The sequence below is a fragment of the Stenotrophomonas sp. YJH_SMC_138 genome (assembly GCF_059369855.1).
The window spans coordinates 190,368-213,461 of record NZ_JCAFTB010000003.1 but is presented as its reverse complement, the minus strand read 5'-3'; the positions used below and the strand labels follow the sequence as shown (position 1 = coordinate 213,461).

The 23,094-nt window shown below is 63.4% G+C and carries 19 protein-coding genes; 6 read left to right on the top strand and 13 right to left on the bottom strand.

The window, feature by feature from the left end:
* Positions 1 to 2 precede the first annotated feature (2 nt).
* From AC5P7I_RS09130 to AC5P7I_RS09120, 3 genes are read left to right on the top strand one after another with little or no spacing between them, the layout of a single operon-like run.
* Positions 3 to 1,409, top strand: a complete 1,407-nt coding sequence (locus tag AC5P7I_RS09130; protein WP_053494813.1) for a UbiA family prenyltransferase — start codon at positions 3 to 5, stop codon at positions 1,407 to 1,409.
* 29 nt (positions 1,410 to 1,438) lie between these two features.
* Positions 1,439 to 1,816, top strand: a complete 378-nt coding sequence (locus AC5P7I_RS09125) for an SMR family transporter (protein ID WP_053494798.1) — start codon at positions 1,439 to 1,441, stop codon at positions 1,814 to 1,816.
* A gap of 3 nt (positions 1,817 to 1,819) precedes the next feature.
* The gene (locus tag AC5P7I_RS09120) at positions 1,820 to 2,791 is read left to right on the top strand and encodes an NAD-dependent epimerase/dehydratase family protein (protein ID WP_169412135.1); all 972 of its coding nucleotides are present in this window, start codon (positions 1,820 to 1,822) and stop codon (positions 2,789 to 2,791) included.
* A gap of 193 nt (positions 2,792 to 2,984) precedes the next feature.
* On the opposite strand, the gene AC5P7I_RS09115 is transcribed toward AC5P7I_RS09120, so the two are convergent.
* The 12 genes from AC5P7I_RS09115 to AC5P7I_RS09060 form a co-directional block, all read right to left on the bottom strand.
* Entirely contained in the window at positions 2,985 to 4,346 is a 1,362-nt protein-coding gene (locus AC5P7I_RS09115; RefSeq protein WP_188239221.1) for a glucosyltransferase domain-containing protein, read from the bottom strand.
* 366 nt (positions 4,347 to 4,712) lie between these two features.
* Positions 4,713 to 5,978 (bottom strand): glycosyltransferase, encoded by a 1,266-nt coding sequence (locus AC5P7I_RS09110; protein ID WP_126411698.1) that lies wholly within the window; start codon positions 5,976 to 5,978, stop codon positions 4,713 to 4,715.
* Entirely contained in the window at positions 5,975 to 9,532 is a 3,558-nt protein-coding gene (locus tag AC5P7I_RS09105) for a polysaccharide pyruvyl transferase family protein (protein WP_262219470.1), read from the bottom strand. The genes AC5P7I_RS09110 and AC5P7I_RS09105 overlap by 4 nt, the downstream gene beginning before the upstream one ends.
* On the bottom strand, positions 9,529 to 10,821 hold the full coding sequence (locus tag AC5P7I_RS09100; protein ID WP_142235407.1) for an ABC transporter ATP-binding protein: 1,293 nt from the start codon (positions 10,819 to 10,821) through the stop codon (positions 9,529 to 9,531). The genes AC5P7I_RS09105 and AC5P7I_RS09100 overlap by 4 nt, the downstream gene beginning before the upstream one ends.
* Positions 10,821 to 12,068 (bottom strand): glycosyltransferase, encoded by a 1,248-nt coding sequence (locus AC5P7I_RS09095; RefSeq protein WP_053494791.1) that lies wholly within the window; start codon positions 12,066 to 12,068, stop codon positions 10,821 to 10,823. Before AC5P7I_RS09095 ends, AC5P7I_RS09100 begins: the two co-directional genes overlap by 1 nt.
* On the bottom strand, positions 12,052 to 12,657 hold the full coding sequence (locus AC5P7I_RS09090; RefSeq protein WP_069118025.1) for an acyltransferase: 606 nt from the start codon (positions 12,655 to 12,657) through the stop codon (positions 12,052 to 12,054). The genes AC5P7I_RS09095 and AC5P7I_RS09090 overlap by 17 nt, the downstream gene beginning before the upstream one ends.
* A 15-nt stretch (positions 12,658 to 12,672) precedes the next feature.
* On the bottom strand, positions 12,673 to 13,455 hold the full coding sequence (locus tag AC5P7I_RS09085; protein ID WP_053494789.1) for an ABC transporter permease: 783 nt from the start codon (positions 13,453 to 13,455) through the stop codon (positions 12,673 to 12,675).
* A 28-nt stretch (positions 13,456 to 13,483) separates the two neighbouring features.
* Entirely contained in the window at positions 13,484 to 14,656 is a 1,173-nt protein-coding gene (locus AC5P7I_RS09080; protein ID WP_053494788.1) for a cystathionine gamma-synthase, read from the bottom strand.
* Between the two features lie 123 nt (positions 14,657 to 14,779).
* Positions 14,780 to 16,150: a pyridoxal-phosphate dependent enzyme gene (locus tag AC5P7I_RS09075; RefSeq protein ID WP_014645842.1), complete on the bottom strand. Its 1,371-nt coding sequence runs from the start codon at positions 16,148 to 16,150 to the stop codon at positions 14,780 to 14,782.
* Between the two features lie 301 nt (positions 16,151 to 16,451).
* A complete protein-coding gene (locus tag AC5P7I_RS09070; protein WP_005407964.1) occupies positions 16,452 to 16,688 on the bottom strand; it encodes an HP1242/YdcH family protein in 237 nt (78 codons plus the stop codon).
* 324 nt (positions 16,689 to 17,012) lie between these two features.
* Positions 17,013 to 17,897, bottom strand: a complete 885-nt coding sequence (locus tag AC5P7I_RS09065) for an OmpA family protein (protein WP_262088253.1) — start codon at positions 17,895 to 17,897, stop codon at positions 17,013 to 17,015.
* Entirely contained in the window at positions 17,894 to 18,259 is a 366-nt protein-coding gene (locus tag AC5P7I_RS09060; RefSeq protein WP_019660954.1) for a DUF4398 domain-containing protein, read from the bottom strand. Before AC5P7I_RS09060 ends, AC5P7I_RS09065 begins: the two co-directional genes overlap by 4 nt.
* 121 nt (positions 18,260 to 18,380) lie before the next feature.
* Here AC5P7I_RS09060 and AC5P7I_RS09055 point away from each other — a divergent pair, with 121 nt between their 5' ends.
* From AC5P7I_RS09055 to AC5P7I_RS09045, 3 genes are all read left to right on the top strand, one after another.
* Complete coding sequence (locus tag AC5P7I_RS09055) at positions 18,381 to 19,508, top strand: PilT/PilU family type 4a pilus ATPase (RefSeq protein ID WP_014645840.1); 1,128 nt, start codon at positions 18,381 to 18,383, stop codon at positions 19,506 to 19,508.
* Between the two features lie 131 nt (positions 19,509 to 19,639).
* Positions 19,640 to 20,923, top strand: coding sequence for a putative DNA modification/repair radical SAM protein (locus AC5P7I_RS09050; protein ID WP_262088254.1), 1,284 nt, complete (start codon positions 19,640 to 19,642; stop codon positions 20,921 to 20,923).
* The gene (locus AC5P7I_RS09045; RefSeq protein ID WP_262088255.1) at positions 20,904 to 22,364 is read left to right on the top strand and encodes a UdgX family uracil-DNA binding protein; all 1,461 of its coding nucleotides are present in this window, start codon (positions 20,904 to 20,906) and stop codon (positions 22,362 to 22,364) included. Before AC5P7I_RS09050 ends, AC5P7I_RS09045 begins: the two co-directional genes overlap by 20 nt.
* A gap of 58 nt (positions 22,365 to 22,422) precedes the next feature.
* On the opposite strand, the gene maiA is transcribed toward AC5P7I_RS09045, so the two are convergent.
* Complete coding sequence (gene maiA / locus AC5P7I_RS09040; protein WP_262088256.1) at positions 22,423 to 23,091, bottom strand: maleylacetoacetate isomerase; 669 nt, start codon at positions 23,089 to 23,091, stop codon at positions 22,423 to 22,425.
* Between the last annotated feature and the right edge of the window lie 3 nt (positions 23,092 to 23,094).

Here is a 23,094-nt window from a genome sequence, read left to right as displayed (position 1 = left end):
CCCTGTGCGTCGATCTGGACGGAACGCTGCTGCGTAGCGACCTGCTGTACGAATCACTGCTGGCCCTGCTGGCGCGCAACCCGCTGTTTGCTTTGCTGGTACCGTTCTGGCTGCTGCGCGGCAAGGCCTATGTTAAGCGCCAGCTCGCTTCCCGGGTGGCCTTGCAGGTTGAAACCCTGCCATACGATGAGCGTGTCGTGGCCATGCTGCGCGCGACACCGCAGCGTCCGCGTGTCCTGTGCACCGCCTCGGACCGGCTGTTGGTCCAGCCGATCGCCGATCATCTCGGCGTTTTTGACGAGGTCATCGCCAGCGATGGGGCCCGCAATCTGGCCGGGCACGCCAAGGCTGAAGCCCTTGTCGAGCGCTATGGGGAACGGGGGTTCGACTATCTTGGCAACCACCGCGTTGACCTGCCGGTCTGGAAGCACGCCGCAGGTGCTGTCGTCGTCAACGCCACCGGATCGCTGGCAAACCAGGCCCGCGCGCAAACCCGGTTGATCGACCACCTGCCTGGACAGCCCGGAGGGCTCCGCACCTGGATCAAGGCCCTGCGGCTGTACCAGTGGCTGAAGAACCTTCTGGTACTGGTTCCACTGCTTACCGCGCACCGTCTGTTCGAACCAGAAGCCGTAGTAAACGCGGCGCTCGCCTTCCTTGCCTTCGGCCTGTGCGCATCCGGCGTTTACCTGCTGAACGACCTGCTGGATCTGGCGCCAGACCGGCAGCATCCACGGAAGCGGAAGCGACCATTCGCGGCCGGGACCTTGCCCCTGTTTCATGGCCTGGTCGCCACCCCCTTGTTGACACTGGCCGGTTTCGCACTGGCGCTGTGGACAAGTCCTGCGTTTGCACTGGTCCTGCTGATCTACTTCATCACGACCCTGGCCTATTCGTTCACGCTCAAGCGCATCGTGATGATCGATGTCGTGGTGTTGGCGGCGCTTTACACCGTGCGGATCATCGGCGGCGCTTTTGCAATCGATTCGCCACGGTCATTCTGGCTGCTCGCGTTCTCGATGTTCATTTTCCTCAGCCTTGCCCTTCTCAAGCGCTATACCGAACTAACCGCGGCTGCAACGCAGGGAAAGCAGAAAGCCTCCGGTCGCGGATACTCCGTGGCCGATCTGCCGCTGGTGCAGTCATTCGGGACAGCTGCGGGCTACATCGGCGTTCTGGTCTTCGCCCTCTACATCAACAGCCCTGACAGCCTCAGACTGTACGCCACGCCCCAAGTGCTCTGGCTGCTCTGTCCTGTGCTGCTGTACTGGATCAGCCGTGCCTGGTTTGTCGCCCACCGGGGCGACATGCATGATGACCCCATCGTGTTCGCAGCGCGCGACCGCGTCAGCCAGGGCGTCGGCCTCGCCGGGCTGATCATCGTAATGGCGGCGACACGCCACTGGTAATGCCTCCTCATCATTCCAAAGTTGATCGCATGTATCTCAAATTCATCCCACTCATTCTGTTCTCCGTAGCCCTCAATGCGAGTGCGCAGCTTTTCCTTCGCAAAGGCATGCCGAATGTTTCGCTGGTGACCAACCAGGGCGTGCTTGAGCTCGCACAGGGCGCCATCCGCGTTGTCCTCAATCCGTGGGTCTTCAGCGGACTGTCGTGCTATGCGATCAGCATCGTGCTTTGGATGTACGTCCTCTCCAAGGTCCAGGTGAGTTTCGCTTATCCCTTCCTGAGCGTGGGATACGTGATTGTCGTTGGTGCTGCATATCTGTTCTTCCGTGAACCGGTCAGCGTAATGAAGCTGGCTGGAATCGCGCTGATCTGTGCTGGCGTCGTTCTCGTCGCGCGTGGGGGCTGAGCCGTGACCAAGCATATTGTCATTGGTGGCTCAGGCTTCACCGGATCGCATCTCGTCCGGACCCTCCTTGCACAGGGCCAGCAGGTTCAGACCGTTGACCTGCTGCCTCTGCCTGCAGAATTCTCCGGCAGGGTCGTCCATCACCAGCTGGATATTCTGGATACTGCGGCGCTGTCGCGCGTGCCATTGGATGAAGGTGATGTCGTCCACCATCTTGCGGCAAGGCAATTCCATAACGCCGTGCCGGCAAAAGAGCAGGACGCCTGGTTCGCCGAGGTCAACGTTACCGGTACAGCCAATGTACTGAAGTGGATGCGTAAACTGCGCCAGCCACGCTTGATCTATACCAGCACGGACATGGTGTACGGGCTGCCGGAATCGCTGCCTGTACCTCCAACACACCGACGCAACCCGTTGGGGCCGTATGGACGCAGCAAAGCGGCGTCGGAACAGCTGTGCGAACAAGCACGAACCGAGGGCTACCTGATTACCGTCCTGCGTCCACGCATGATTGTGGGCCCCGGACGCTTTGGCATCCTGATCAAGCTGTTCCGGCTGATGGACCTTGGCCTTCCCGTGCCAACCATCGGCAGCGGTCGGAACCGCTACCAGATGATCGCCGTGGAGGATGTCGTCAGCGCAATTCTTGCTTCGGTCGAGAAGGGGTTCCCCGCCGTCGCACTGAGCTTGGGATCGGGCGATGCACCACCAGTTCGCCAGTTGCTGCGCAATACGATCAAGCGCATCGGCTCGCGCTCGATTGTAGTGCCGGTACCCGCCAAGCCGTTGAAGATGACCCTGTCGCTTCTGGAGAAGCTGGGCAAACCGCTGCTGCATCGGGAGCAGTATCAGATCGCCGACATCAACTACGTGGTCGACATTGCACCTACGCAGGAAGTTCTGGATTGGCATCCCACACGCAATGACGAGGACATGCTCGTTGCAGCGTACGCACATTACCGGAAGCAGATCTGAATGATCTGCATGGAGGGACCTGGATCGGGTCGCCTCCGTATCAGTGGCCTCGCCGGAGAAAAGTCCGGCGAGGCGGGATAGAGATCAGCGCGGCAAACCACCACGATGCTGCCCCAGCAAGGAAATGGCGATGACCTCCTTGCACGGGAGCCGCTGCGATCTACGTCGGGCCGGACGCACTGGCGGCGCCTGATCAGTCATCGCTATAGACGATGACCGCGCCACCCTTTGCATCCTGGAAGAGCCTCAGTCGCCCTTCACCCAGCCCGGTTTCATTCACGGCGTCACCTTCCACCGCCATCGCGCACACTTCTGCCTCGTGCGTCCGGCAATCAACAAAACTCCTGGCCCCGGTAGCCACCACCACCGAATTCATCAAGTATTCGTTGTTGAAAGTGGCAGCTGGCTCTTTGCCACCCGGCATGCGGCCGGAAACCGCCAGTACTGAATACCGGTCTGCCGGCAATGGCAATAGCGTGTGGATCTTCTCAAACAGGAAGGAGGTCGTTTCCACCTGGGTCTGGAGGAACGTACGGGCCTGTGCTTGGAATCCAATACCGCCCGCCAGCAGGAGGAGGAATACGACCGCCCGTGAGATACGATTCCCGCCTCCAAGAAGGCCGAAAAACAGCGCCAGTCCAAGTACCAGCGCGATCAGGCTGCGCGTGGTAATTACTGGTGCCAACGGAATCGAGAATGCGTGGAACGCCGCAGCGACCATTGCGAGCGTCAACAGGATCTGGATTGAACCCTTCCGGCGAACGGCGAATGGAACGAGCAGCAGCACGGTTGCCAACAGCAACCAACCATCCAGGTTCGAGGCCTTGCCAATGGAAGCTACACACTTCCCGAATGATCCAATGACGTAGCTTACGTTCTGCCATAAAGAGGGAAGATCCTTGGCCGGATGTGGCGATCGCCAGTCATCCACCTGCGGACCGAAATGCCCTGCCAGCAGCAGCAGCATCATCGACATGACCAAAGCGCCGAGTACCGCCCCTCCCACCCAGCTGAGCGTGTGTTGCAACCACAACCTCCATCGATCTCGAGCACTCCGCTGTTCGGACGCGAATTCGCCGATGAACAGGAGCGGGACCAGGAAGTAGTAGCTCTGCATCGTCCCGAACAGAAGGATCCCGAGCGCCGCATAGACCGCAACCGGTGCTATCGCCACTCGCCGCGTGACCACCTCGGCCAGGATCAGGACTGCAACTGCCGAGAACGCAGTGGCCGGCCACATGCTTTGTTCCACGACTGGCGGAGAGATCGAAACGACGGCCGAAATGATCAGTGCCAGTGCAACCGACAGGCCTGCGCGGCGCGCAATGCGATAGACCAGCAAAAGATGTGCGGCGATATACGCGGCGAACCAAGCCGACGCGTCAATACTGACAAGCACATCCTTGAAGATGTAGTTCAGCCACCGGCCATCCTGCAACAGCTTCAGCTGGAAATAGTGGTTGTAGTGAACTTCATCGTGACCGAACACATGCAGATTCGATAGTTGGCTATAAGCGGATGCCACGAGCAGCATGGACAGAAGCGCAGCCACCATCTTGAATCCGCCATGGCTCGGGGCATCAGTGCACATCGAGTGCAGCTGCGACCGCGCCCGCCCAGCCAAGTTACTCCAATCCATATCTTCCCCTAACTCCAGATTCGCCCAACTGAATTTGACCGGCCTAGCATCATCCAGGCCGAGGTACCGATGGCCGTGAACGGGCCCAATCGGCTCTTTGACTGCCCTGAAGACGTCGTATCCCGTGCGGAATGCTACTCGACTGGATGATGGCCAAGCCAATCCTTTGTGAGCCAACGGCATGGTTGGGCAGGCCCGCGCGGCTACCTGCAGCCGATCCAGCGAGCGATAGGGCACATTGCCCCATGGACAGTCTCGTGCATCACAGGACTTCACTCCCGATCAGGAATGCAGCAGCAGGTGCCTGAGCCTTTGCACGAATTGACGATGGTCATAGTGTTCCGCCAGGAACAGGCGCGCCTTGGTAGACGCGGCTGACCAAGCCTGGTCGTCTTGATCCAGCGCCTGGATGGCAGCAGCAAACTTCGACGGGTCATCGGTAGTCGGCAGTATATCCTCGACTCCAGCCAGGCCCTGCGCGGCCGCACCGGTCAAGATGATTGGAACACCCTGCCCTATTGCCTCGATCACCTTCCCCTTGACCCCGCCGCCGAAACGCAACGGCGCGATGACCAGGCGCGTAGACGCGTAACAGCGCTCCAATGCAGCATCATCGATGCGACCGAGAATACGCACCGTGTCAGAGGCATGCTGGGGCACACGGTAGTTCTCCATACCGGAGCCCACCACGGTGAGGACCGGCGCCTGTCCCCCCCGCTGAAGCAAGGGCAGCACCTTGTGCAGAAACCAGTCCAGACCATCTGCGTTTGGTGCATGCGCCATGCTGCCAACGAACAGCAATCCCGATCTTTTGCCCGGGCCGGGCGTGTGCTGCATGGATCCTGCATCCACGGTCCACAGCGGAAACATCTCGCCGTTCCCAGCCAAGCCGCGATCAGCAAGGTAACGGTTCACTGTTTCAGCCTCATCTTTAGAGGGATACAGAACTACGTCGGCATTTCTCCACGCTCGCTGTTCCACCACTCTCATCAACAGACACTGCCAATGATCGGCAAGGGTGGCCTTGGACGTAGCACGCATCAACTGCAACCGCAGATAGTGGATGTCGTGCCCGTAATAGAGATGAGTACCGGCAATCGCCGCGCGCAGGACCGGTAGATACATAGCCGCGATCAGTGGGCGGCTTGACACCGACCCGATGAAACTTCCTCCGAACGTCGCCAACCATCCGTCCAGTGCCCCCGTTTCCCGTCGACTCAATGGGGTGATGCCTCTCCCTTCAAGGGCAGCTCTCCCAGCTGCGGAGGGCTCAATCGTTGCCGACCAGAAGACGACCTCCATGCCGGCATCGACCAACAGGTCAGCGAAGCATGAGATCGCGCGCGATCCCGCATCACGGTCAATCTCGGGAAAATCATGGTCCACGAGGAGCACCCGCGGGCGTTCCGTCGACGGAACCTCCGCGGGTGTTCCTGTGGACCGTGACATCGACCAGCGACTGTACAACCCAGGGCCGAACATCAGCATGGCTTCCAGCAGCCGTCGCTTGACCTTGCCCCACCCCATTGCCGTCTCTGCCTCGCTCAATGCCAGGACTTGAGGTCCACGAAGAACTCCGGATACCCCTTCCACTTGTCGCGGAAGTAGGCTGCGTTGCGGTTGAACAGCTGCTTGTAGCGCTCGCTGCCCTCGCTGGCGCCGGTAGTCTGGTGCGGCTGGTGACGGACACCGGCCAGGTCACGGAACGCCACCGAATAACCAGCCTTCTTCACCTGGAAGCAGATGTCCGTGTCTTCGAAGCACGTAGGGTCGTAGAACACATCGAAGCCTTCCAGACGCTCGAACAGGTCACGGGCAATGAACATGCAGCTGGTCCCCAGGAAACCCACGTCATCGCGGTATCCCTTGATGCGGGCCTCGTTGTTCATGCCGCGATTGGGAAGGTAGTCGGAGATGGGTCCACCCAGGTCATCACGCGTGGCGTCGAACCATCCTGCATTCCAGCCGATGGTGCCGACACCGGGGTTGGCCGCCAGGATGTTCACGGCTTCACTGAAGCAGGACGGAGAGGTCAACCACTGGTCGGAGTCGAAGAACGCAATATAACGGCCGGTGGAATGCTTGACGCCCAGGTTGCGACCCGAGGAGCATCCATTCTCACTGTTGCGCACAAGCTTCACCTTGGCATGCCCTGCGTACAGCGATTCAACCAGTTCGGCGCCGCCATCGCTGGACTGGTTATCGACAACCACGATTTCCTGCAGCCATTCCCCGGCGTGCTCCAGCAACGTGCTCACGCAGCGCTCAATGATGCGGCGGTTGTTGTGGATCAGCACAACCACGCTTACCGACAGCGGATACTCCGGTTGCATCAACTGCTCGACATGGCCCAGCCAGGCGTGGCGGGCGATGAATGCGTAGTCTTCCGACGCAGTGGCGCCGGCCAGCTGTGCGGAAAGCTGCACGGCATCCACCCGATGCAGGTTGGGCGACGGTGCGAATGACGGCAGCGCATCGACAAACACCGGCTTCTCCAGCAGCAGCGCCGCCATTGACAGGTCGGCAAGGCGCGTGCGGTCCCCGGCCCCGCCGACGATGACAACCGCATGCGCGCCGGCGATCAGCGGAGCCATCTGCTGCGGCTGCCACGACCAATCGAGGGCACGTACCTGGCGGCTGTCGCGGCCATCCACGTTCATTCCCGTGACATGGAAAACGAGATCGGGGGACGCCTTCAGCGCGGCATCAAGCCAGGCGTCGCCGTCTCCGCCGAGGACAACGAACAGGACATGTTGTCGCCCGTCCTCATATGCCTGCGGCAGCCCATGACTGCGGTAGGAGTCGAAGATTTCATTGTCTCCAGCCGCGCCCAGGAAGCGCGACGGCAGGCCATCGACCTTCTGCTCCGGGGTTCCGGTGACAACGCGATCAGTAAGGACGCGCAGTTCCGCGGAGAGAGAATCCGCACCGAGTGCAGCGAGGTCGACGATCACTTCGGCACCGCGTTCACGTGCCGACCGGGCCAGGCCCAGCGCCTCCGGCGATGCATCGGCAAGCAGAACGCGAGTACCCTCGGCACGCACTTCCTGCAGCCAGGCGTGCGCATCGACAGCGAGACGCGCCGGCAGGCCGCTGCCATCGTCCGGCCAGGCACTTCCATCCACCGCGGTGATGCGCACGAAGAAGCCGGCACGATCGCCCGCCTTCGCGAAGTGCATCGCCCGGTTGGGCCAGCCGTCGGTGGTCAACGTGTTGGCGATCACCAGCAGGCGTTCGCGGCGAACCGGTCGCACCATCGGCGGTGGCGGTTCCGCCATCTGTTGCGTGGCAGCGGTCTGAGGAACACCCAGCGTCTTCATGCGTCGCGGGATCTGTTGCAGTGCGACCTTCAACCCGTGCCGCCTCCAGACCGAAGCCAACTTGAAGGGGGCGGCCAGCAGGCGCACCAGGTCGCGGCGAAGCAACTGCAGGAACCTACGCAGGCGACGCCAGAGATTCAGCGCATCTGCGGTCTCCTGACGGCTGCGCGCCAGCTCGGCCTGCACCTGTTCGATTTGCTGCAGCAGGATCGCAATGTAGACCTCCTTGTCATCAATATAGGCCTGCTTGCCAGCCAACTGCTGCTGGATCTGCTGCAGCATCTGCGCACTTTCCTCCTTGACCTGCTGCAGTGCCTGCGCACTTTCCTCCTTGATCTGCTCCAGTGCCTGCGCACTTTCCTGCCTGATCTGCTGCAATGCCTGCGCATTCTCCTGCAGCTGGCCTTGAGCCGCATCCAGGCGGACCATGTCTTCATTCATCTTCTTTTGCTTCTCGACAAGTTGCTGCGTCAGGTTTGTGTTCTGCGTCGTCTGCTCGGCAAGCTGATGGTCCCGGAACAGCAGTAGATCGTGGGCGCGTTGGCTCTGCTGCCGGGTCTGTTCAAGCTCGACCAGTGCCTGTTGCAACCACAGTGACAACCAGTCTGTGGAGGTTGCGTCGAAGCGAAGGGGCACCGGCGGCAGGGAGGAGCAGCCGTCGAGCAGCTGCAGGTGCGCGCTGGCGGACACTTCCAGGCTGTCCACCACCTGCGGATCCGGCCGCCAGGCTTCGGTGACCAGCGATTCGATCGCCTGCACGAAGCGCTCCGGGCCATCGTCGGTCGACAGCCTCAGAATCGACGGCATTCCAGCCATCGCATGGGCATGCGACAGCTTGTCGTCGTACTCAAGGCCTGCGGTGGGCTTCCCCGCCAGCAGGGCAAGGATGCTGGCATGCAGGCGCATGGACAGCACCGCGTCAGCGCTGGCGATTGTCTGCCAGGTCGCATCCGTTGTTGCCGGTGCGATCAGTTCATCATTGCTGCGCCCGGGTAGCTGCTGGCGCAGCGATTCGATCAAGGGCAGGTCGGACGTCGCACCACTGCCTTCGGTATGGGCCTGGAACGCCACCCATTGGACCCGCCATCCTGCAGGAACTGCAGTGCGCAACGCCTCCACCAGGGACGTTTTCCACTGCCCCTTGTCCCATTCACGCACCACCACCGCCAGTACCTTGTTCTGCGGCTGGCCTGCATCGTGCGCGGCCTGTTGCGCCGGCAATGGGTGATAGCGGCGGAACAACCATCCCGGATCGGCGGCAACGAGGATATCCCGATCCACGCCGATCTGGCGCAGCAGTGCCTTGGATGATTCATCCCGCACGGATACGGCGGCCGCATGCTGGAACAACTCGCGCACCAGGGTGCGTGCGCCCTCTGAACTCAGCGGCCCAACCCCCTGCCCCCATACGATTGTCGGCACTCCCAGTTGCCGCGCGAGCAGCATCGGCCTTGCATAGCCGGAAATGTCGTTCGCATAAGGGAGGTACACCGCATCGAGGTTGAAGGGATGATGGTCCTGGAAGATGCCGCCGCCCCCCATCACCAGTACGTCGCAATGCATCAATGCACGAGCGATGTCCCCGACATTGGCAAACTGCACGGCATCCACACCATGCATGCGGCGGGTCAACGAGGGATCGATGCTGGCAACCACCGGCTCGCCGCCCAGTTCGCGGATGCGACGGACCAGCAGGTCCAGCAGCACCTCGTCGCCCACGTTGGGTGCCCCATAGAAACCCACGACCAGGGCCCTGAATACTGGCTTGGAGTGCGTCATCATGCAGTTCTCACTGGTGCGGTGAAGCGAGGGGCGGGAGCAAGCCAGCCATGACCGGAATGGGGCTGAGGCAATACATCCACATGGCCCGCGTAGGGCACGCGTGAGTGACGGTGGTACTCGCCCGTGTCGAGGTCACCGATGCCCAGTGCCAGCACATAGCGATTGCCGGTGACATTCAACGTCAACTGCCAGTCGAAAACATAATCGCCCGGTTCCGTCGGCAGCGGCGAAAGGCTCATGTTCTGGGTGGTGCCAGCCCACAGGGCGATGTCATCCACGCTCTTCAACTGAATTCCATAGCAGGGCTGCTCGATACGCCGGCGTACATGGATGGCGACCTTCACCAGTACTTGTTCGCCATGGCCGAACGTCGTCCTTGGCTGCCCCTGCAGGTCGAGAATCTCCACGCCGGTGATTTCGCTTGCCGGCAATGCCGCAGCGTCTGCAGGCAGGCCATCGTCCTGCAAGCTGGCAAGGGCCTCGTCCGCATAGATCACGGCTCCGCCTTCTTCGTCCACCAGGTCGTCGGCATACTTCTTGACAACCTCGCGGCACGGTCCGTCCAGCACGACCCGTCCGCGACGCAGGTAGATGCCCCGGTCGCAGTATTCCAGCAGGGTATTGGTGGAGTGGGTAACCAGGATGATGCTGACGCCTTCAGACTGCATCTTGCGAATGCGGGTAAGGCACTTGGTCTGGAAGGCGGTGTCGCCCACTGCCAACGCTTCATCCACAACCAGGATATCGGGTGACACGTGGATCGCCACGGCGAACGCGAGCCGTACGAACATGCCCGAAGAGTAGGTCTTGACAGGCTGGTCGATGAATTCACCGATATCGGCGAATTTTTCAATTTCAGGCATGAGGCGGGTCATGTCCGCCGAACCCAGGCCGATGATGGCACCTGCCAGGTAGACGTTGTCGCGCCCGCTGAATTCCGGGTTGAAACCAGCGCCCAGTTCCAGCAGCGCCGATACCCGCCCGTTGACGGTCACGCTGCCGGTATTGGCCTGCAACGTACCGACCAGGATCTGCAGCAGCGTCGACTTGCCGCTGCCATTGCGGCCGATGATTCCAACAGTTTCGCCCGGCGCGATGTCGAAGTTGATGTCGTCCAACGCATGGAACACGCGCGCCGGTTGCGGCTGCATGCCCACCAGGCGCCGGAGCCGGTTTGCTGCCGGCTGCAACAGGCGCTGCGCCGGACGGTCGAAAATGCGGAAGACCTTGCCGACACCACGTACCGAAACCACCGGCGCAGCCGTCAACGGCGTATCTACTGCCTGCATCACATCACCCCCGCATGCCGATAGGCGGCTCGCTTGGCGTCCAGGCTTGCCTGCTGTGAATACTCGCGCGCCATGAGATCCTGCCCTGCCGCCGACAGAGCTGCCAGTCGCGCTCGGTCCTGCGCGCATTCCAGCAATGTACGGGCAAACCCTTCTGCGTCATCACGCACCAGGATGTCCACGCCGTCGGTCGCGCCGATGCCCTCGCACCCCTTGCTGGTGCTGAGTACCGGGATACCGGCAGACATCGCCTCGACGATCTTGACGCGGATGCCGCCGCCGGACAGCAGTGGCACCATCAGCAGATGCGCTTTGTCCAGCAGCGATTGCAGGTCGTCGACGAAGCCATGCACGAGAACGTTGCGGCCGTCATGCAATGCCTGCAGCGCCTCCGGAGGATTGCCGCCGCAGAAGTGCAGAACAATCTTCCGCTCCTGCAACTGGCCTGCCAGCAGCGGATGGATCTTCTCGGCAAACCAGGTCACCGCCTCCGCATTCGGGTACCAGCCAAAGCCTCCCATCCACAGTACGTGGAAGACATCATCCGGCTTGTCTTCAAAACGCGTGGTACCCAACGGAAAGTGCAGCGGCATGAGGTAGCGCGGGACCTTGTCGGTAACCCGCGACATGTCATGGCGAGAGATGAAGGTCATCGCCGAGAACCCGAAGGCATTGTCGATCTCGACAGCCTTCGCGGCTCGCCGGCTTCGGCTGGCAACCCATTCCATGAAACGCAGCTTCCATCCGGTCAGGCCTGCCGGCATCCAGAACGGAAAAATGTCAGCTTCGATGTTGTGGCTCAGCAGGATGCCCGGCACCTGTGGCAAGAATCGACGGAAGAACGCCAGATGGGTCGAGTTGACCTCGATCGCATCGATGCCCTGTTCCCGGACGATGCGACGTGCAGCCGCAACGGCACTGCGGCTGTAGTAGCTGGCATCGATGAAAGGCAGACCCTGCAGTGCCTGCCGCGCCATCGACAGGGCTCGCTGCACCTTGGGCAGCTCGAACGGCATCTTCGGACGAGGCTCGAGATGGACCGACCGGAACACTTTGTCGTAGAGCGCGCGATGCTGCTCGACTTTGCGTCGGTCGGCGTCGCCGCCGACGTAGCAGAACAGGTGGTAGTCGATCTCCTCGGCGAACGGCAGAACTGCGTTCACCGCATAGATGTCGCCCCCCGTCACCGCCGGCAGCGAAGGCGCCAGCATGAACACGAGGACTTGTTTCTTAACCTGCGGTTTCATCGAAGATATCCGAATCAAAATACGGTGAGAACCTGGTGAGGTACTGGATATCCCGGTTGCGTTCACCGATCTTTCGGGCGGGTACGCCACCCACCACCTCATACGGTGCCACGTCGCGTGCCACGACCGCACCCGCCGCAACCACGGCACCTTCGCCGATGGTCACGCCCGGCAACAAGGTGGCGCGGGCACCGATCCAGGCATGGTCCTGGATGGTGACCACGCCGCCAATCGCGGGAAAGGTCGGTGCGTTGTGGTCATGGTGCAGGCTGAGGATGCAGGTCTGGAAGGAAACATTGACGTTGTTTCCAACAACCACGCCTACCCGGCCATCCAGATACACCTCCCGGTTGATCACGCAGTTGTCACCGATGCTGACGTGCGCGCGCACCGGATAACCGGTGACGAACCAGCGCATGCTGACGTGCGTGTCCTTGCCGATCGCCACCTTGAGCACGCGGGTCAGATAGAACCGGCGAACACATTCGATCGGAAAGCGGGCAACGACATTGTTGCCGAGGTAGTACTTCAGCCCCATAAGCACATAGAAGAAACGCTGGCGAAGAAGCCATTGCTTCAGGCGACTCATCGTGCAAGCTCCTTCTTAAAGGACATCAGCGAATCCACACTTGGTGCGACGGAACCAGACCATTCCCAGCAGGCAGACCACAGACGCGGCAGCAAACTGCCCCGCCAGCTGCCACCAGTCCGGCAGCTGACCGAACACCGCGACGGCACGGGCCTGCTCGATGATCGTCGTAAGCGGATTGGCCAGGAAGAGCGGGCGGATGTACTCGGGAATCTTGGTGACCGGGAAGAACACTGGCGAAATGAACAGCAGGATCTGCGAGAAAACACCCACCACCTGGTTGACGTCCCTCAGGTAAACGCCCACAGACGCCAGTATCCAGCTGATGCCCAGCGCATACAGCACCAGGGGGACCATCACTACCAGAATCAACGGAAAAGTGACCGGAACACCGTTCCCGACGAACACCAGTGCAAGCGCCAGAACGCTCAGACTGATGAACCAATGGAACAGCGCCGATGAACAGGAAACGATCGGCAGAATGCCGATCGGGAACACGACCTTCTTGACGTAGTTGACGTTTCCCGTGATCAATCCCGGCGCGCGGTTGATGCATTCGGCGATGAATCCATGGAGGATCAGGCCGACGAACAACAGGATCGCAAAATCCGCCTGACGCTGTGGCTGATCGCCCCAGCGAACTTTCAGGATCACCGAGAAGAACAACGTGTATACGCTGAGCATCAACAGCGGATTGACGAAGGACCAGAACAAGCCGAGCACTGAGCCCTTGTAGCGGCCACTGACTTCACGCCGGGTGAGCTGGAAGATGAGACCAGCCAGATTCGAGGCACTCATGCGTCAGACACCATGGACAATCCGACGGTCACTGAAGTGCCCTCTCCAGATCCACCTGCAGATCCCCCAGCTCCTCCACGCCCACGCTCAGGCGCACCAGCGCATCGCTGATGCCCAGCTGTTCGCGGCGCGCGACCGGAATCGAGGCATGGGTCATCACCGCCGGATGGTTGACCAGGCTTTCAACACCGCCCAGCGACTCGGCCAGGGTGAACAGTTCGGTCTTCTCGCAGAAGCGCTTGGCCGCCTCGAACCCGCCCTTGAGCACGATCGAGACGATGCCGCCGTAGCCGGCCATCTGCTTGCCGGCCAGTTCATGCTGCGGGTGCGAGGCCAGGCCCGGGTAGATCACCTTCTCCACCGCCGGGTGCTTTTCCAGCCATTGGGCCAGCGCCAGCGCGTTGGCGCAGTGTGCCTTCATGCGCAGCGGCAGGGTCTTCAGGCCGCGCAGGGCCAGGAAGCTGTCGAAGGGGCCCTGCACGCCCCCCACCGAGTTCTGCAGGAAGGCCATCTGCTCGGCCAGTTCGGCGTTATCGCCGACCACGACCATGCCACCGACCATGTCCGAGTGGCCATTGAGATACTTGGTGGCCGAATGCAGGACCAGGTCCGCACCCAGTTCCAGCGGACGCTGCAGCATCGGCGAGGCGAAGGTGTTGTCGACCACTACGATCAGGCCATGGCGCTTGGCGATGGCGGCGACCGCGGCGATGTCGACGATCTTCAGCATCGGGTTGGTCGGGGTCTCGATCCAGACCATCTTCGTCTTCGACGTGATGGAGGCTTCGAATGCCGCCAGATCGGTGAGGTCGACGAAGCTGAAGTCCAGCCCGGCGGTGCGGCGACGCACGCGCTCGAACAGGCGGAAGCTGCCGCCGTAGATGTCGTCCATCGCCACCACGTGGCTGCCAGCGTCGAGCAGCTCGATCACGGTCGAGCTGGCCGCCATGCCCGAAGCGAAGGCAAAGCCGCGGGTACCGCCTTCCAGCGAGGCCACGCAACGCTCATAGGCGAACCGGGTCGGGTTGTGGGTACGCGAGTACTCGAAGCCCTGATGCTCGCCCGGGCTGGACTGGGCATAGGTCGAAGTGGCGTAGATCGGCGGCATCACCGCGCCGGTGCTGGGGTCGGGCGACTGGCCGCCGTGGATGGCCAGCGTGGCCAGGGCCAGCGCGCGGTCCGGGGAAGAAGCGTTGGACATGTCGTTTCCTGATTGGCGCCGATGACCGGCGCCGTCGAAGGAGCGGGAGTCTATCAGCGCGGCCTTAACGAGCTTTGACGCGGATAAACCGGGATTCAGCAGCGATCTGCGGCGATAAACGCCTTACTGAACGCGCCGACGCAGATAATTCAGCAGGTCGATGCGGGTGATCAGGCCGAGGAAGGCGTCGCCGTCCATCACGATCGCCACCTGGCCGCGGTCGAACACCGGCAGCAGGGCCTCGATCGGCGACTTCACGTCCAGCCGGTCCAGCTTGCTGACCATCGCGGTGGCCACGGTGTCGCGGAAGCGCGCCTCGTCGCCATAGACATGCAGCAGCACGTCGCTTTCGTCGACGATGCCGACCAGCTTCTCGCCGTCCATCACCGGCAGCTGCGAGACGTCGTACAGCTTCATGCGCTGGTAGGCGGTGGTCAGCAGGTCGTTCGGGCCGATCACCACGGTGTCGCGCTGGCCGTACGGGCGCAGGATCAGGTCGCGCAGGTCGCCGTGCTGCGGGCGCTGCAGGAAGCCGTTGTCCAGCATCCAGTAGTCGTTGTACATCTTCGACAGGTACTTGTTGCCGGTATCGCAGACCAGCACCAGCACCCTCTTCGGCGTGGTCTGCTCCTTGCAGTACTTCAGCGCCGCCGCCAGCAGGGTGCCGGTGGACGAACCGCCCAGGATGCCTTCCTTGCCCAGCAGCTCGCGCGCGGTGTGGAAGCTCTCGGCATCGCTGATCGCATAAGCCTTCTTGACGCGGCTGAAGTCGGAGATCGAGGGCAGGAAGTCCTCGCCGATGCCTTCCACCAGCCAGCTGCCCGACTTGTCGTTGAGCACGCCGTCGTTGATGTATTCGGCCAGGATCGAGCCGACCGGATCGGCCAGCACCAGCTCGGTCTTCGGCGACAGCTTGGCGAACGCGCGCGACAGGCCGGTCATGGTGCCGGAGCTGCCGCAGCCGAACACGATGGCGTCGAGGTCACCGCCCATCTGCTCGAGGATTTCCGGGCCGGTGCCGAACTCATGCGCGGCCGGGTTGTCCGGGTTGCCGAACTGGTTGATGAAGTAGGCGCCCGGGGTCTGCTCGGCGATGGTCTTGGCCAGGTCCTGGTAGTACTCCGGATGGCCCTTGGCGACGTCTGAACGGGTCAGGCGCACTTCAGCGCCCATCGCCTTCAGGTTGAAGATCTTCTCGCGGCTCATCTTGTCGGGAACGACGAGGATCAGCTTGTAGCCCTTCTGCTGTGCCACCAGCGCCAGGCCCAGGCCGGTGTTGCCGGCGGTACCTTCAACCAGGGTCGCGCCCGGCTTCAGGTCACCACGCTGCTCCGCCGCCTCGATCATCGACAGGCCGATGCGATCCTTGATCGATCCGCCCGGGTTGGCGCTCTCCAGCTTCAGGTAGAGCTCGCAGACGCCGGTGTCCAGGCGCTGGGCCTTGACGATCGGGGTCTGGCCGATGAGTTCGAGGACGGAAGAATGGATGGGCATTCGGAGGACTTTCGATTCGCGCCACGCAGGGCCGGACCGATGATTATCCGACGGATGGCGCTGAATGTCAGGTCGGCGCGGAGATGCCGCCCGCCGGCCCCGTAAAGGGATGCGGGCGGCCCCGGATCGACGAGGAGACCGGTACCGCCCGCATCGGTGAGTGGTGCCTGGAGACCAAGGCACCACCGCCTGTGGTGCCTTGGCGCGGCCGCCTCATCGGCGGTGCCGCGATGCCGGGGCAGAAGCGCCCGGCGGGGCCATCGATGGCCGGGTCACGCCGTTCCGGGCGCGACGGGGTGCGTCAAAGCGTGGGGGACGTCGTTGGGAGCGGTGTTTCGTACATTCGCAGAAGGCGTTGCTTGGCCAGCAGCTTCTCACGCTTCATGCGACCCAGGGTGACATCATCGATCGGGAGTACACCCAACTCCGCGTCCATGCACTTCTTGTTCAACTTGCGGTGCTGGTCATGGAGTGCCCTGAACTCCGGATCACGCGCGCGACGGGCGTCGATCTCGCTCTGGGGCTGATCTTCAAACATGATGGACCTCCTTCGACAGATACACGAACGCCCCGGCCGCAAGGCACGGGGCGTTGTTCATGGAGGAGTGCCGGTCGATGGCCACCTGGACGCCTGCAACGACCTGCGGCACTGGCCTGCGCACGTCGATCTGCTGCGGTTCGCGCCCTGCTTGCATCGGCCCGGCCCTCCCATCGTCCGGTCCGCGGCATTGCGTCCCGGACGATTGACCCTACGCCTGCTCAGGGCGGGGTACAAGACCCCTGCGACAAAAAGACCGAACCCCGCCGGGGCGGGGTTCAGGCTGAATGCTCATTGCAACGAAAAACAAACAATATCAATGCATTACGGCGCGATGATGACCTCGGCCGAACGGGCCCGGGTGGAGGCTGCCTTCTTGCCGCTGACCTGGATCCGGTTGCTGGCGACACCACCCGCGACCAGGGCGTCGCGCAGCGCTTCGGCACGCTTCTGGCCCACGCCGTTGGCACTGTCGTAGGCCTCGATGCGCAGGCGGCCCTTCTTGCCGATGTTCAGGTACTCGGCGAGCGCCTTGGCCTGGTTGCGGGCGCCGCCAGACAGGCTGGACGCACCTGCAGCGAACGCGTCGCCCCCGAAGGTGAAGACCTCACCGCGCGCATCGAACTTCGAACCCGGCAGCTTCTGGCCCGACACCAGCTCGGCCTCCTCGCGGGCCAGCTTGGCGGCGTTCTGCTGGGCGGCGCTGAGGCGCTGCTGCTGCTTGCCGGCCACGCTGGTCAGGGCGTTTTCGGCGTCCTGGCGGGCCAGGGTTTCGGCCTCGGCGGCCTGGCGCAGGCGTTCGGCTTCCTCGGCCTGCATCTGCGCCTGCATGCGCAGCTGTTCGGCTTCCTGGCGGGCACGGGCGGCATCGCGGCGGCTGGCCTCGATCAGCAGGTCGCTGCGGGTGCGCTCCAGGCGGTCGACCTCGCGGGCGGCCAGCGCAGTGCGCACCGCGGTCTCGGCAATCTCCACCCGGCGCTCGGCCAGGTAGGTGGCCAGCTCCTGGTCACGGCGCTTGGCCTTGTCCAGGGCCGCGATGGCCTGCTGCGCCTGCATGCGCTCGAAGGCGCCCAGCTCAGCGGTATCCGGGTTGGCCTGGATGGCCATCAGGCGCTGGCTCAGCTGCGCCACCATCGGGTTGTCGGCGGCCACGGCCAGGGTCGGCAGCGCCAGCAGCGCGGCCAGGGTTGCGGCGGTCATCGGCTTCACCGGCGGTCCTCCCCGGTCGACAGCTGGCGTTGCAGCTGGTTGACCTCGTTGCGGCGCAGCTGCAGCTGCGCGCTGACGGTGGCTTCCTCGCTGCGGACGCGTGCCAGGTCGGCATCGGCGGCGGCGCGCAGGGCCATCGCCGGGGCGTTCTTCCGTTCGCGGCGGTCGCCGGCGGCGCGCTGGGCCTGCTCCAGCCCCTGCCGGGCCAGACCGATCAGGTCCGGGGCGTACTGGTCGGCGTCGGCCTGGGTGGCCTTGTCGACCGCCTGCCGGGCCTGCGCCAGTTCCAGGGCGGCGTCCTGCGCCCAGGCGGGGGCAGACAGTGCGAATGCAAACGCCATCACATACAGGCCATGGCGCATTCGTGCGAAGCTAAGTCGTTTCATTGGGGAGGCCGTACCGGTTGTCGGTTCACGGCCATTGTCGTCAAGCCGACACCGTGCTGGCAACGGGCGTCGGCCGTTTCGTTGGGGAAAATTCGCAATGGATATCGGCTACTTCCTGAAGCTGATGACCGAAAAGAACGCTTCGGACATGTTTCTGACCACCGGGGCACCGGTCTACATCAAGATCGAGGGGAAGCTCTATCCGCTGGGCAACACCGGCCTGCCGCCGGGCATGGTAAAGAAAATCGCCTACTCGCTGATGGACGAAGGCCAGGTGCCGCAGTTCGAGCGCGAGCTGGAGCTCAACATGGCCATCGCCCTGCCCGATGCCGGGCGCTTCCGCGTCAACGTGTTCAAGCAGCGGGGCGAGGTCGGCATGGTCATCCGCGCCATCCGCAGCCGTATCCCGAGCATCGAGGAGCTGAACCTGCCGCAGGTGCTGAAGGACGTCATCATGACCCCGCGCGGGCTGGTGCTGGTGGTGGGGTCCACCGGTTCCGGCAAGTCCACCTCGCTGGCGTCGATGATCGACCACCGCAACAGCACCACCACCGGTCACATCCTCACCATCGAGGATCCGATCGAGTACCTGCACAAGCACAAGATGTCGATCGTCAACCAGCGCGAGGTCGGCCTGGACACCCACGCCTTCCACAACGCGCTGAAGAACGCGATGCGTGAAGCGCCGGACGTGATCCTGATCGGCGAAATCCTGGATGCGGAAACGATGGAGGCGGCGATCGCCTTCGCCGAGACCGGGCACCTGTGCTTGGCCACCCTGCACTCCAACAACGCCGACCAGACCATCGAGCGCATCCTCAACTTCTTCCCGGAAAGCGCGCACAAGAACGTGCTGATGAACCTGGCGCTGAACCTGCGTGCGGTGATCAGCCAGCGCCTGGTGAAGAACAAGGAGGGCCGTCGCCTGCCGGCCACCGAGGTGCTGATCAATACGCCGATGATCCGCGACCTGTTGCGTCGCGGCCAGGTGCACGAGATCAAGGCGGCGATGGAAGGCTCGCTGGAAGAAGGCATGGAGAGCTTCGACCAGTGCCTGTTCCGGCTGGCCAAGGCGGGCATCATCGAGCAGGAGGAAGCGCTGCGCGCGGCCGACTCGCGCGATGGCCTGGCCCTGAAGTTCCGTTTGTCCGAAGGCAGCAGCGGCGAGCACGACCCGTACGCCGATTTCTCAGCCGGCGCACCCAGCATCACCCACGGCTTCTGACCCCACGAAAAAGGGGACGGAGGGGATTAAGTCGTTTGTGCATTTGCGACTTAATCCCCTCCGTCCCCTTTTTTCTGAAGCGTTCATGGGCGGTCTCATCCAATGAGACCCCTCATCCGTAGGTTTCCTCAATGGAAACCATCCGCAAGCTGGCCATTCTGGCCGACGCCGCCAAATACGACGCGTCCTGCGCCTCCAGCGGCTCGGGCAAACGCGATTCGCGCGCCAGTGGCGGTATCGGCAGTACCGAGGGCATGGGCATCTGCCACAGCTACACGCCCGACGGCCGCTGCGTTTCATTGCTGAAGATCCTGCTGACCAACTTCTGCATTTACGACTGCGCCTATTGCGTGAACCGGGTCTCCAGCAACGTGGCCCGCGCGCGTTTCAGCGTGGACGAGGTGGTCACGCTCACCCTGGACTTCTACAAGCGCAACTACATCGAGGGCCTGTTCCTGTCCAGCGGCATCATCCGCAATGCGGACTACACCATGGAGCAGATGGTGGAAGTGGCCCGGCAGCTGCGCGAAGAACACCGCTACGCCGGCTACATCCACCTCAAGACCATTCCCGAGGCCTCGCCGGAACTGCTGGCCAATGCCGGGCGCTATGCCGATCGCCTGTCCATCAACGTGGAACTGCCGACCGAAGCCGGCCTGAGCGCCTTGGCACCGGAGAAGACGGTGCATTCGATCCGTGGCGCGATGGGCGAACTGCGCTGGCGCATCGAGGAAGCCAAGGAAGCTCGCAAGGCCCCCGCAGTGGTGGCGCCGACGGCCAGCCGCAGCGCTCGCCCGCGCCCTCCCCGTTTCGCACCGGCCGGGCAGAGCACCCAGATGATCGTCGGCGCGGACGGGGCAAACGACCAGCAGATCCTGGCCAGCGCCGACAGTCTGTACGGCAACTACCGCATGCGCCGGGTCTACTACTCCGCATTCAGCCCGATTCCGGACGCCAGCCGGCAGCTGCCACTGCAGCCGCCACCGCTGCAGCGCGAACATCGCCTTTACCAGGCAGACTGGCTGCTGCGCTTCTACGGTTACGGTGTGGAGGAGATTACCGATACCACCCAGGACGGCATGCTCGACCTGGATATCGACCCCAAGATGGCCTGGGCGATCCGCCATCCCGAGCGCTTTCCGGTCGATCTGAACCGGGCACCGAAGGAAATGCTGCTGCGCGTGCCCGGCCTTGGCGTGCGCAACGTCAAGCGCGTGCTGATGGCACGCCGCCACGGGCGGCTGCGCGTGGCCGACATCGCGCGCCTGAGGGCACCGATGAGCAAGCTGCTGCCGTTCGTGCTGCTGGCCGACCATCACCCGCGCAAAGCACTGGATGATCCGGCGGCGCTGCGCGCGCAGCTGGCCCCGCCGCCGCGCCAGGGTTCGCTTTTCGATGCCCCGTCTGCATCCTGACGCGCAGCGCTGGTCGCTGCGGGTGGATCCGCCGTGGTCGCTGCAGGCCTGGCGCGATGCTGCGCGCGAAGCGTTGCTGCGCGGCGTTGCCCCGCCGCAGCTGGACTGGCTGGAAGGGAGTGACACGTCGCTGCTGGATGCGCCGGCCGTGCAGCAGGCGCCGATGCTTGCCGATGCCGGTGCACCCAACGTTCCACGTGACTTCCTGGAGCTGGCGGCCACCTGCCTGTGCCATCGCGATCCCCAGCGTCTGGCCGTGCTGTATCGCCTGCTGTGGCGCATCGCCCATGGCGAGCGATCAGTGCTGGGCAACCCCGCCGACGCCGATGTCCTGCGCGCGACAGCCCTCGCCCAGGCCGTCCGCCGTGACACGCACAAGATGAAGGCATTCGTGCGCTTCCGCGAGGTACCTGGCCAGCCCGATGCGTTCATCGCCTGGTTCGAGCCGCAGCACCACATCGTCGACCGGGTCTCGCCGTTCTTCGCGCGCCGCTTCACCGGCATGCGCTGGGCGATCCTGACCCCTTCGCGCAGCGTCGCCTGGGATGGGCAGGCGCTTGCCTTCGGCCCCGGTGCACGGCGCGAAGATGCCCCGGCCGAGGATGCACGCGAGTCGCTGTGGCAGACCTACTACGCCAGCATCTTCAATCCGGCGCGGCTCAACACACGGATGATGATGCAGGAGATGCCGGCAAAGTACTGGCGCCACCTGCCTGAAGCACAGTTGCTGCCACGCCTGGTGCGCGACGCGGCCGACCGCGTGCAGGAAATGCATGACCGGCCGGCACAGGCACCGCAACGCAGGATTCCCCCGCGTGCGAACGCTGCGACGCCGGCAGCCGATGCCAGCAGCCTGGACAATCTGCGCGGACAGGCCAGTGCCTGCCGCCAGTGCCCGCTATGGGAGCAGGCCACGCAGACCGTGTTCGGGCAGGGGCCTGCCGATGCGCGGGTGATGGTGATCGGCGAGCAGCCCGGTGATACCGAGGATCTGCGCGGGCAGCCGTTCGCAGGACCTGCCGGCCAGGTGCTGGACCGCGCACTGGCGGAACTGGGAATCGATCGCGCCCAGCTGTACCTCACCAACGCGGTGAAGCACTTCCACCATGAGCGGCGCGGCAAGGTGCGGCTGCACAAGCGGCCGGAAAGCCGCCACATCCAGGCCTGCCGCCCCTGGCTGATGGGTGAGATCGCACGCGTGCGGCCCCAGGTGATCGTGTGCCTCGGCGCGACAGCCGCAGCCTCGGTATTCGGTCGTGATTTCGACCTCGCACGCGACCGCGGACGCTGGCACACCCTCGAGGACGGCACGCGCGGCTACGCCACGGTGCACCCGGCATGGGTGTTGCGGCAGGCCGACGATGCGCGCCGCGAGGAAGCCTACCGGGTGTTCCGCGATGACCTGGCCCGTTTGCGGCAGAAAGGGGACGGAGGGGATTAAGTCGTAAGTGCATATACGACTTAATCCCCTCCGTCCCCTTTTTTTCGTCCCCTTTTTTTCAGGCGGCGTCGGGCTGGTTTTCCGGGCGTGCGCGGTCGAAGGCATCCACTGCCTGGCAGGCCGATTCGATGCGGCGCAGGGTCGGGTACGGTGCCAGGTCCAGGCCGAAGCGGTGGGCGTTGTACAGCTGCGGCAGCAGGCAGATATCGGCCAGGCCGGGACGGTCACCGTGGCAGAAGGCGCCGGTGTCACGACTGTTGACCAGCAGGGCTTCCATCGCCGCGAAGCCCTCGGCGATCCATTGCAGGGTCCACTGCGTGCGCGCATCGGCCGGCACCTGCAGATCGCGCTCCAGGTACTGCATCACCCGCAGGTTGTTGATCGGGTGGATGTCGCAGGCCACCAGCTGGGCCAGCGCCCGCACCCGCGCGCGGCCGGCGGCGTCGGCCGGCAGCAGCGGTACCTGCGGAAAGCGCTCGTCCAGGTATTCGAGGATCGCCAGCGACTGGGTCAGCACATGCCCCTCATGCAGCAGGGTTGGCACCTGCTGCTGCGGGTTGAGCGCCCGATAGGCATCCCGGTGCTGCTCGCCACCGTCGCGCACCAGATGCACCGGCCGGGCCTCCCAGGCCAGGCCCTTCAGCTCCAGGCCGATGCGCACGCGGTAGGCGGCGCTGGATCGCCAGTAGGTGTACAGCACGATGCCGTCGTCGACCGGGATCTCCATGGC

Excerpts from the sequence above, each read along its gene's own strand:
- AC5P7I_RS09050 (WP_262088254.1), top strand. The coding sequence starts at position 19,640 with ATGGAAACCATCCGCAAGCTGGCCATTCTGGCCGACGCCGCCAAATAC.
- AC5P7I_RS09125 (WP_053494798.1), top strand. The coding sequence starts at position 1,439 with ATGTATCTCAAATTCATCCCACTCATTCTGTTCTCCGTAGCCCTCAAT.
- AC5P7I_RS09055 (WP_014645840.1), top strand. The coding sequence starts at position 18,381 with ATGGATATCGGCTACTTCCTGAAGCTGATGACCGAAAAGAACGCTTCG.
- AC5P7I_RS09085 (WP_053494789.1), bottom strand. The coding sequence starts at position 13,455 with ATGAGTGCCTCGAATCTGGCTGGTCTCATCTTCCAGCTCACCCGGCGT.
- AC5P7I_RS09070 (WP_005407964.1), bottom strand. The coding sequence starts at position 16,688 with ATGTTTGAAGATCAGCCCCAGAGCGAGATCGACGCCCGTCGCGCGCGT.
- AC5P7I_RS09060 (WP_019660954.1), bottom strand. The coding sequence starts at position 18,259 with ATGCGCCATGGCCTGTATGTGATGGCGTTTGCATTCGCACTGTCTGCC.
- AC5P7I_RS09045 (WP_262088255.1), top strand. The coding sequence starts at position 20,904 with ATGCCCCGTCTGCATCCTGACGCGCAGCGCTGGTCGCTGCGGGTGGAT.
- maiA (WP_262088256.1), bottom strand. The coding sequence starts at position 23,091 with ATGGAGATCCCGGTCGACGACGGCATCGTGCTGTACACCTACTGGCGA.
- AC5P7I_RS09090 (WP_069118025.1), bottom strand. The coding sequence starts at position 12,657 with ATGAGTCGCCTGAAGCAATGGCTTCTTCGCCAGCGTTTCTTCTATGTG.
- AC5P7I_RS09100 (WP_142235407.1), bottom strand. The coding sequence starts at position 10,821 with ATGCAGGCAGTAGATACGCCGTTGACGGCTGCGCCGGTGGTTTCGGTA.
- AC5P7I_RS09115 (WP_188239221.1), bottom strand. The coding sequence starts at position 4,346 with ATGGTGGCTGCGCTTCTGTCCATGCTGCTCGTGGCATCCGCTTATAGC.
- AC5P7I_RS09095 (WP_053494791.1), bottom strand. The coding sequence starts at position 12,068 with ATGAAACCGCAGGTTAAGAAACAAGTCCTCGTGTTCATGCTGGCGCCT.
- AC5P7I_RS09075 (WP_014645842.1), bottom strand. The coding sequence starts at position 16,150 with ATGCCCATCCATTCTTCCGTCCTCGAACTCATCGGCCAGACCCCGATC.
- AC5P7I_RS09105 (WP_262219470.1), bottom strand. The coding sequence starts at position 9,532 with ATGATGACGCACTCCAAGCCAGTATTCAGGGCCCTGGTCGTGGGTTTC.
- AC5P7I_RS09080 (WP_053494788.1), bottom strand. The coding sequence starts at position 14,656 with ATGTCCAACGCTTCTTCCCCGGACCGCGCGCTGGCCCTGGCCACGCTG.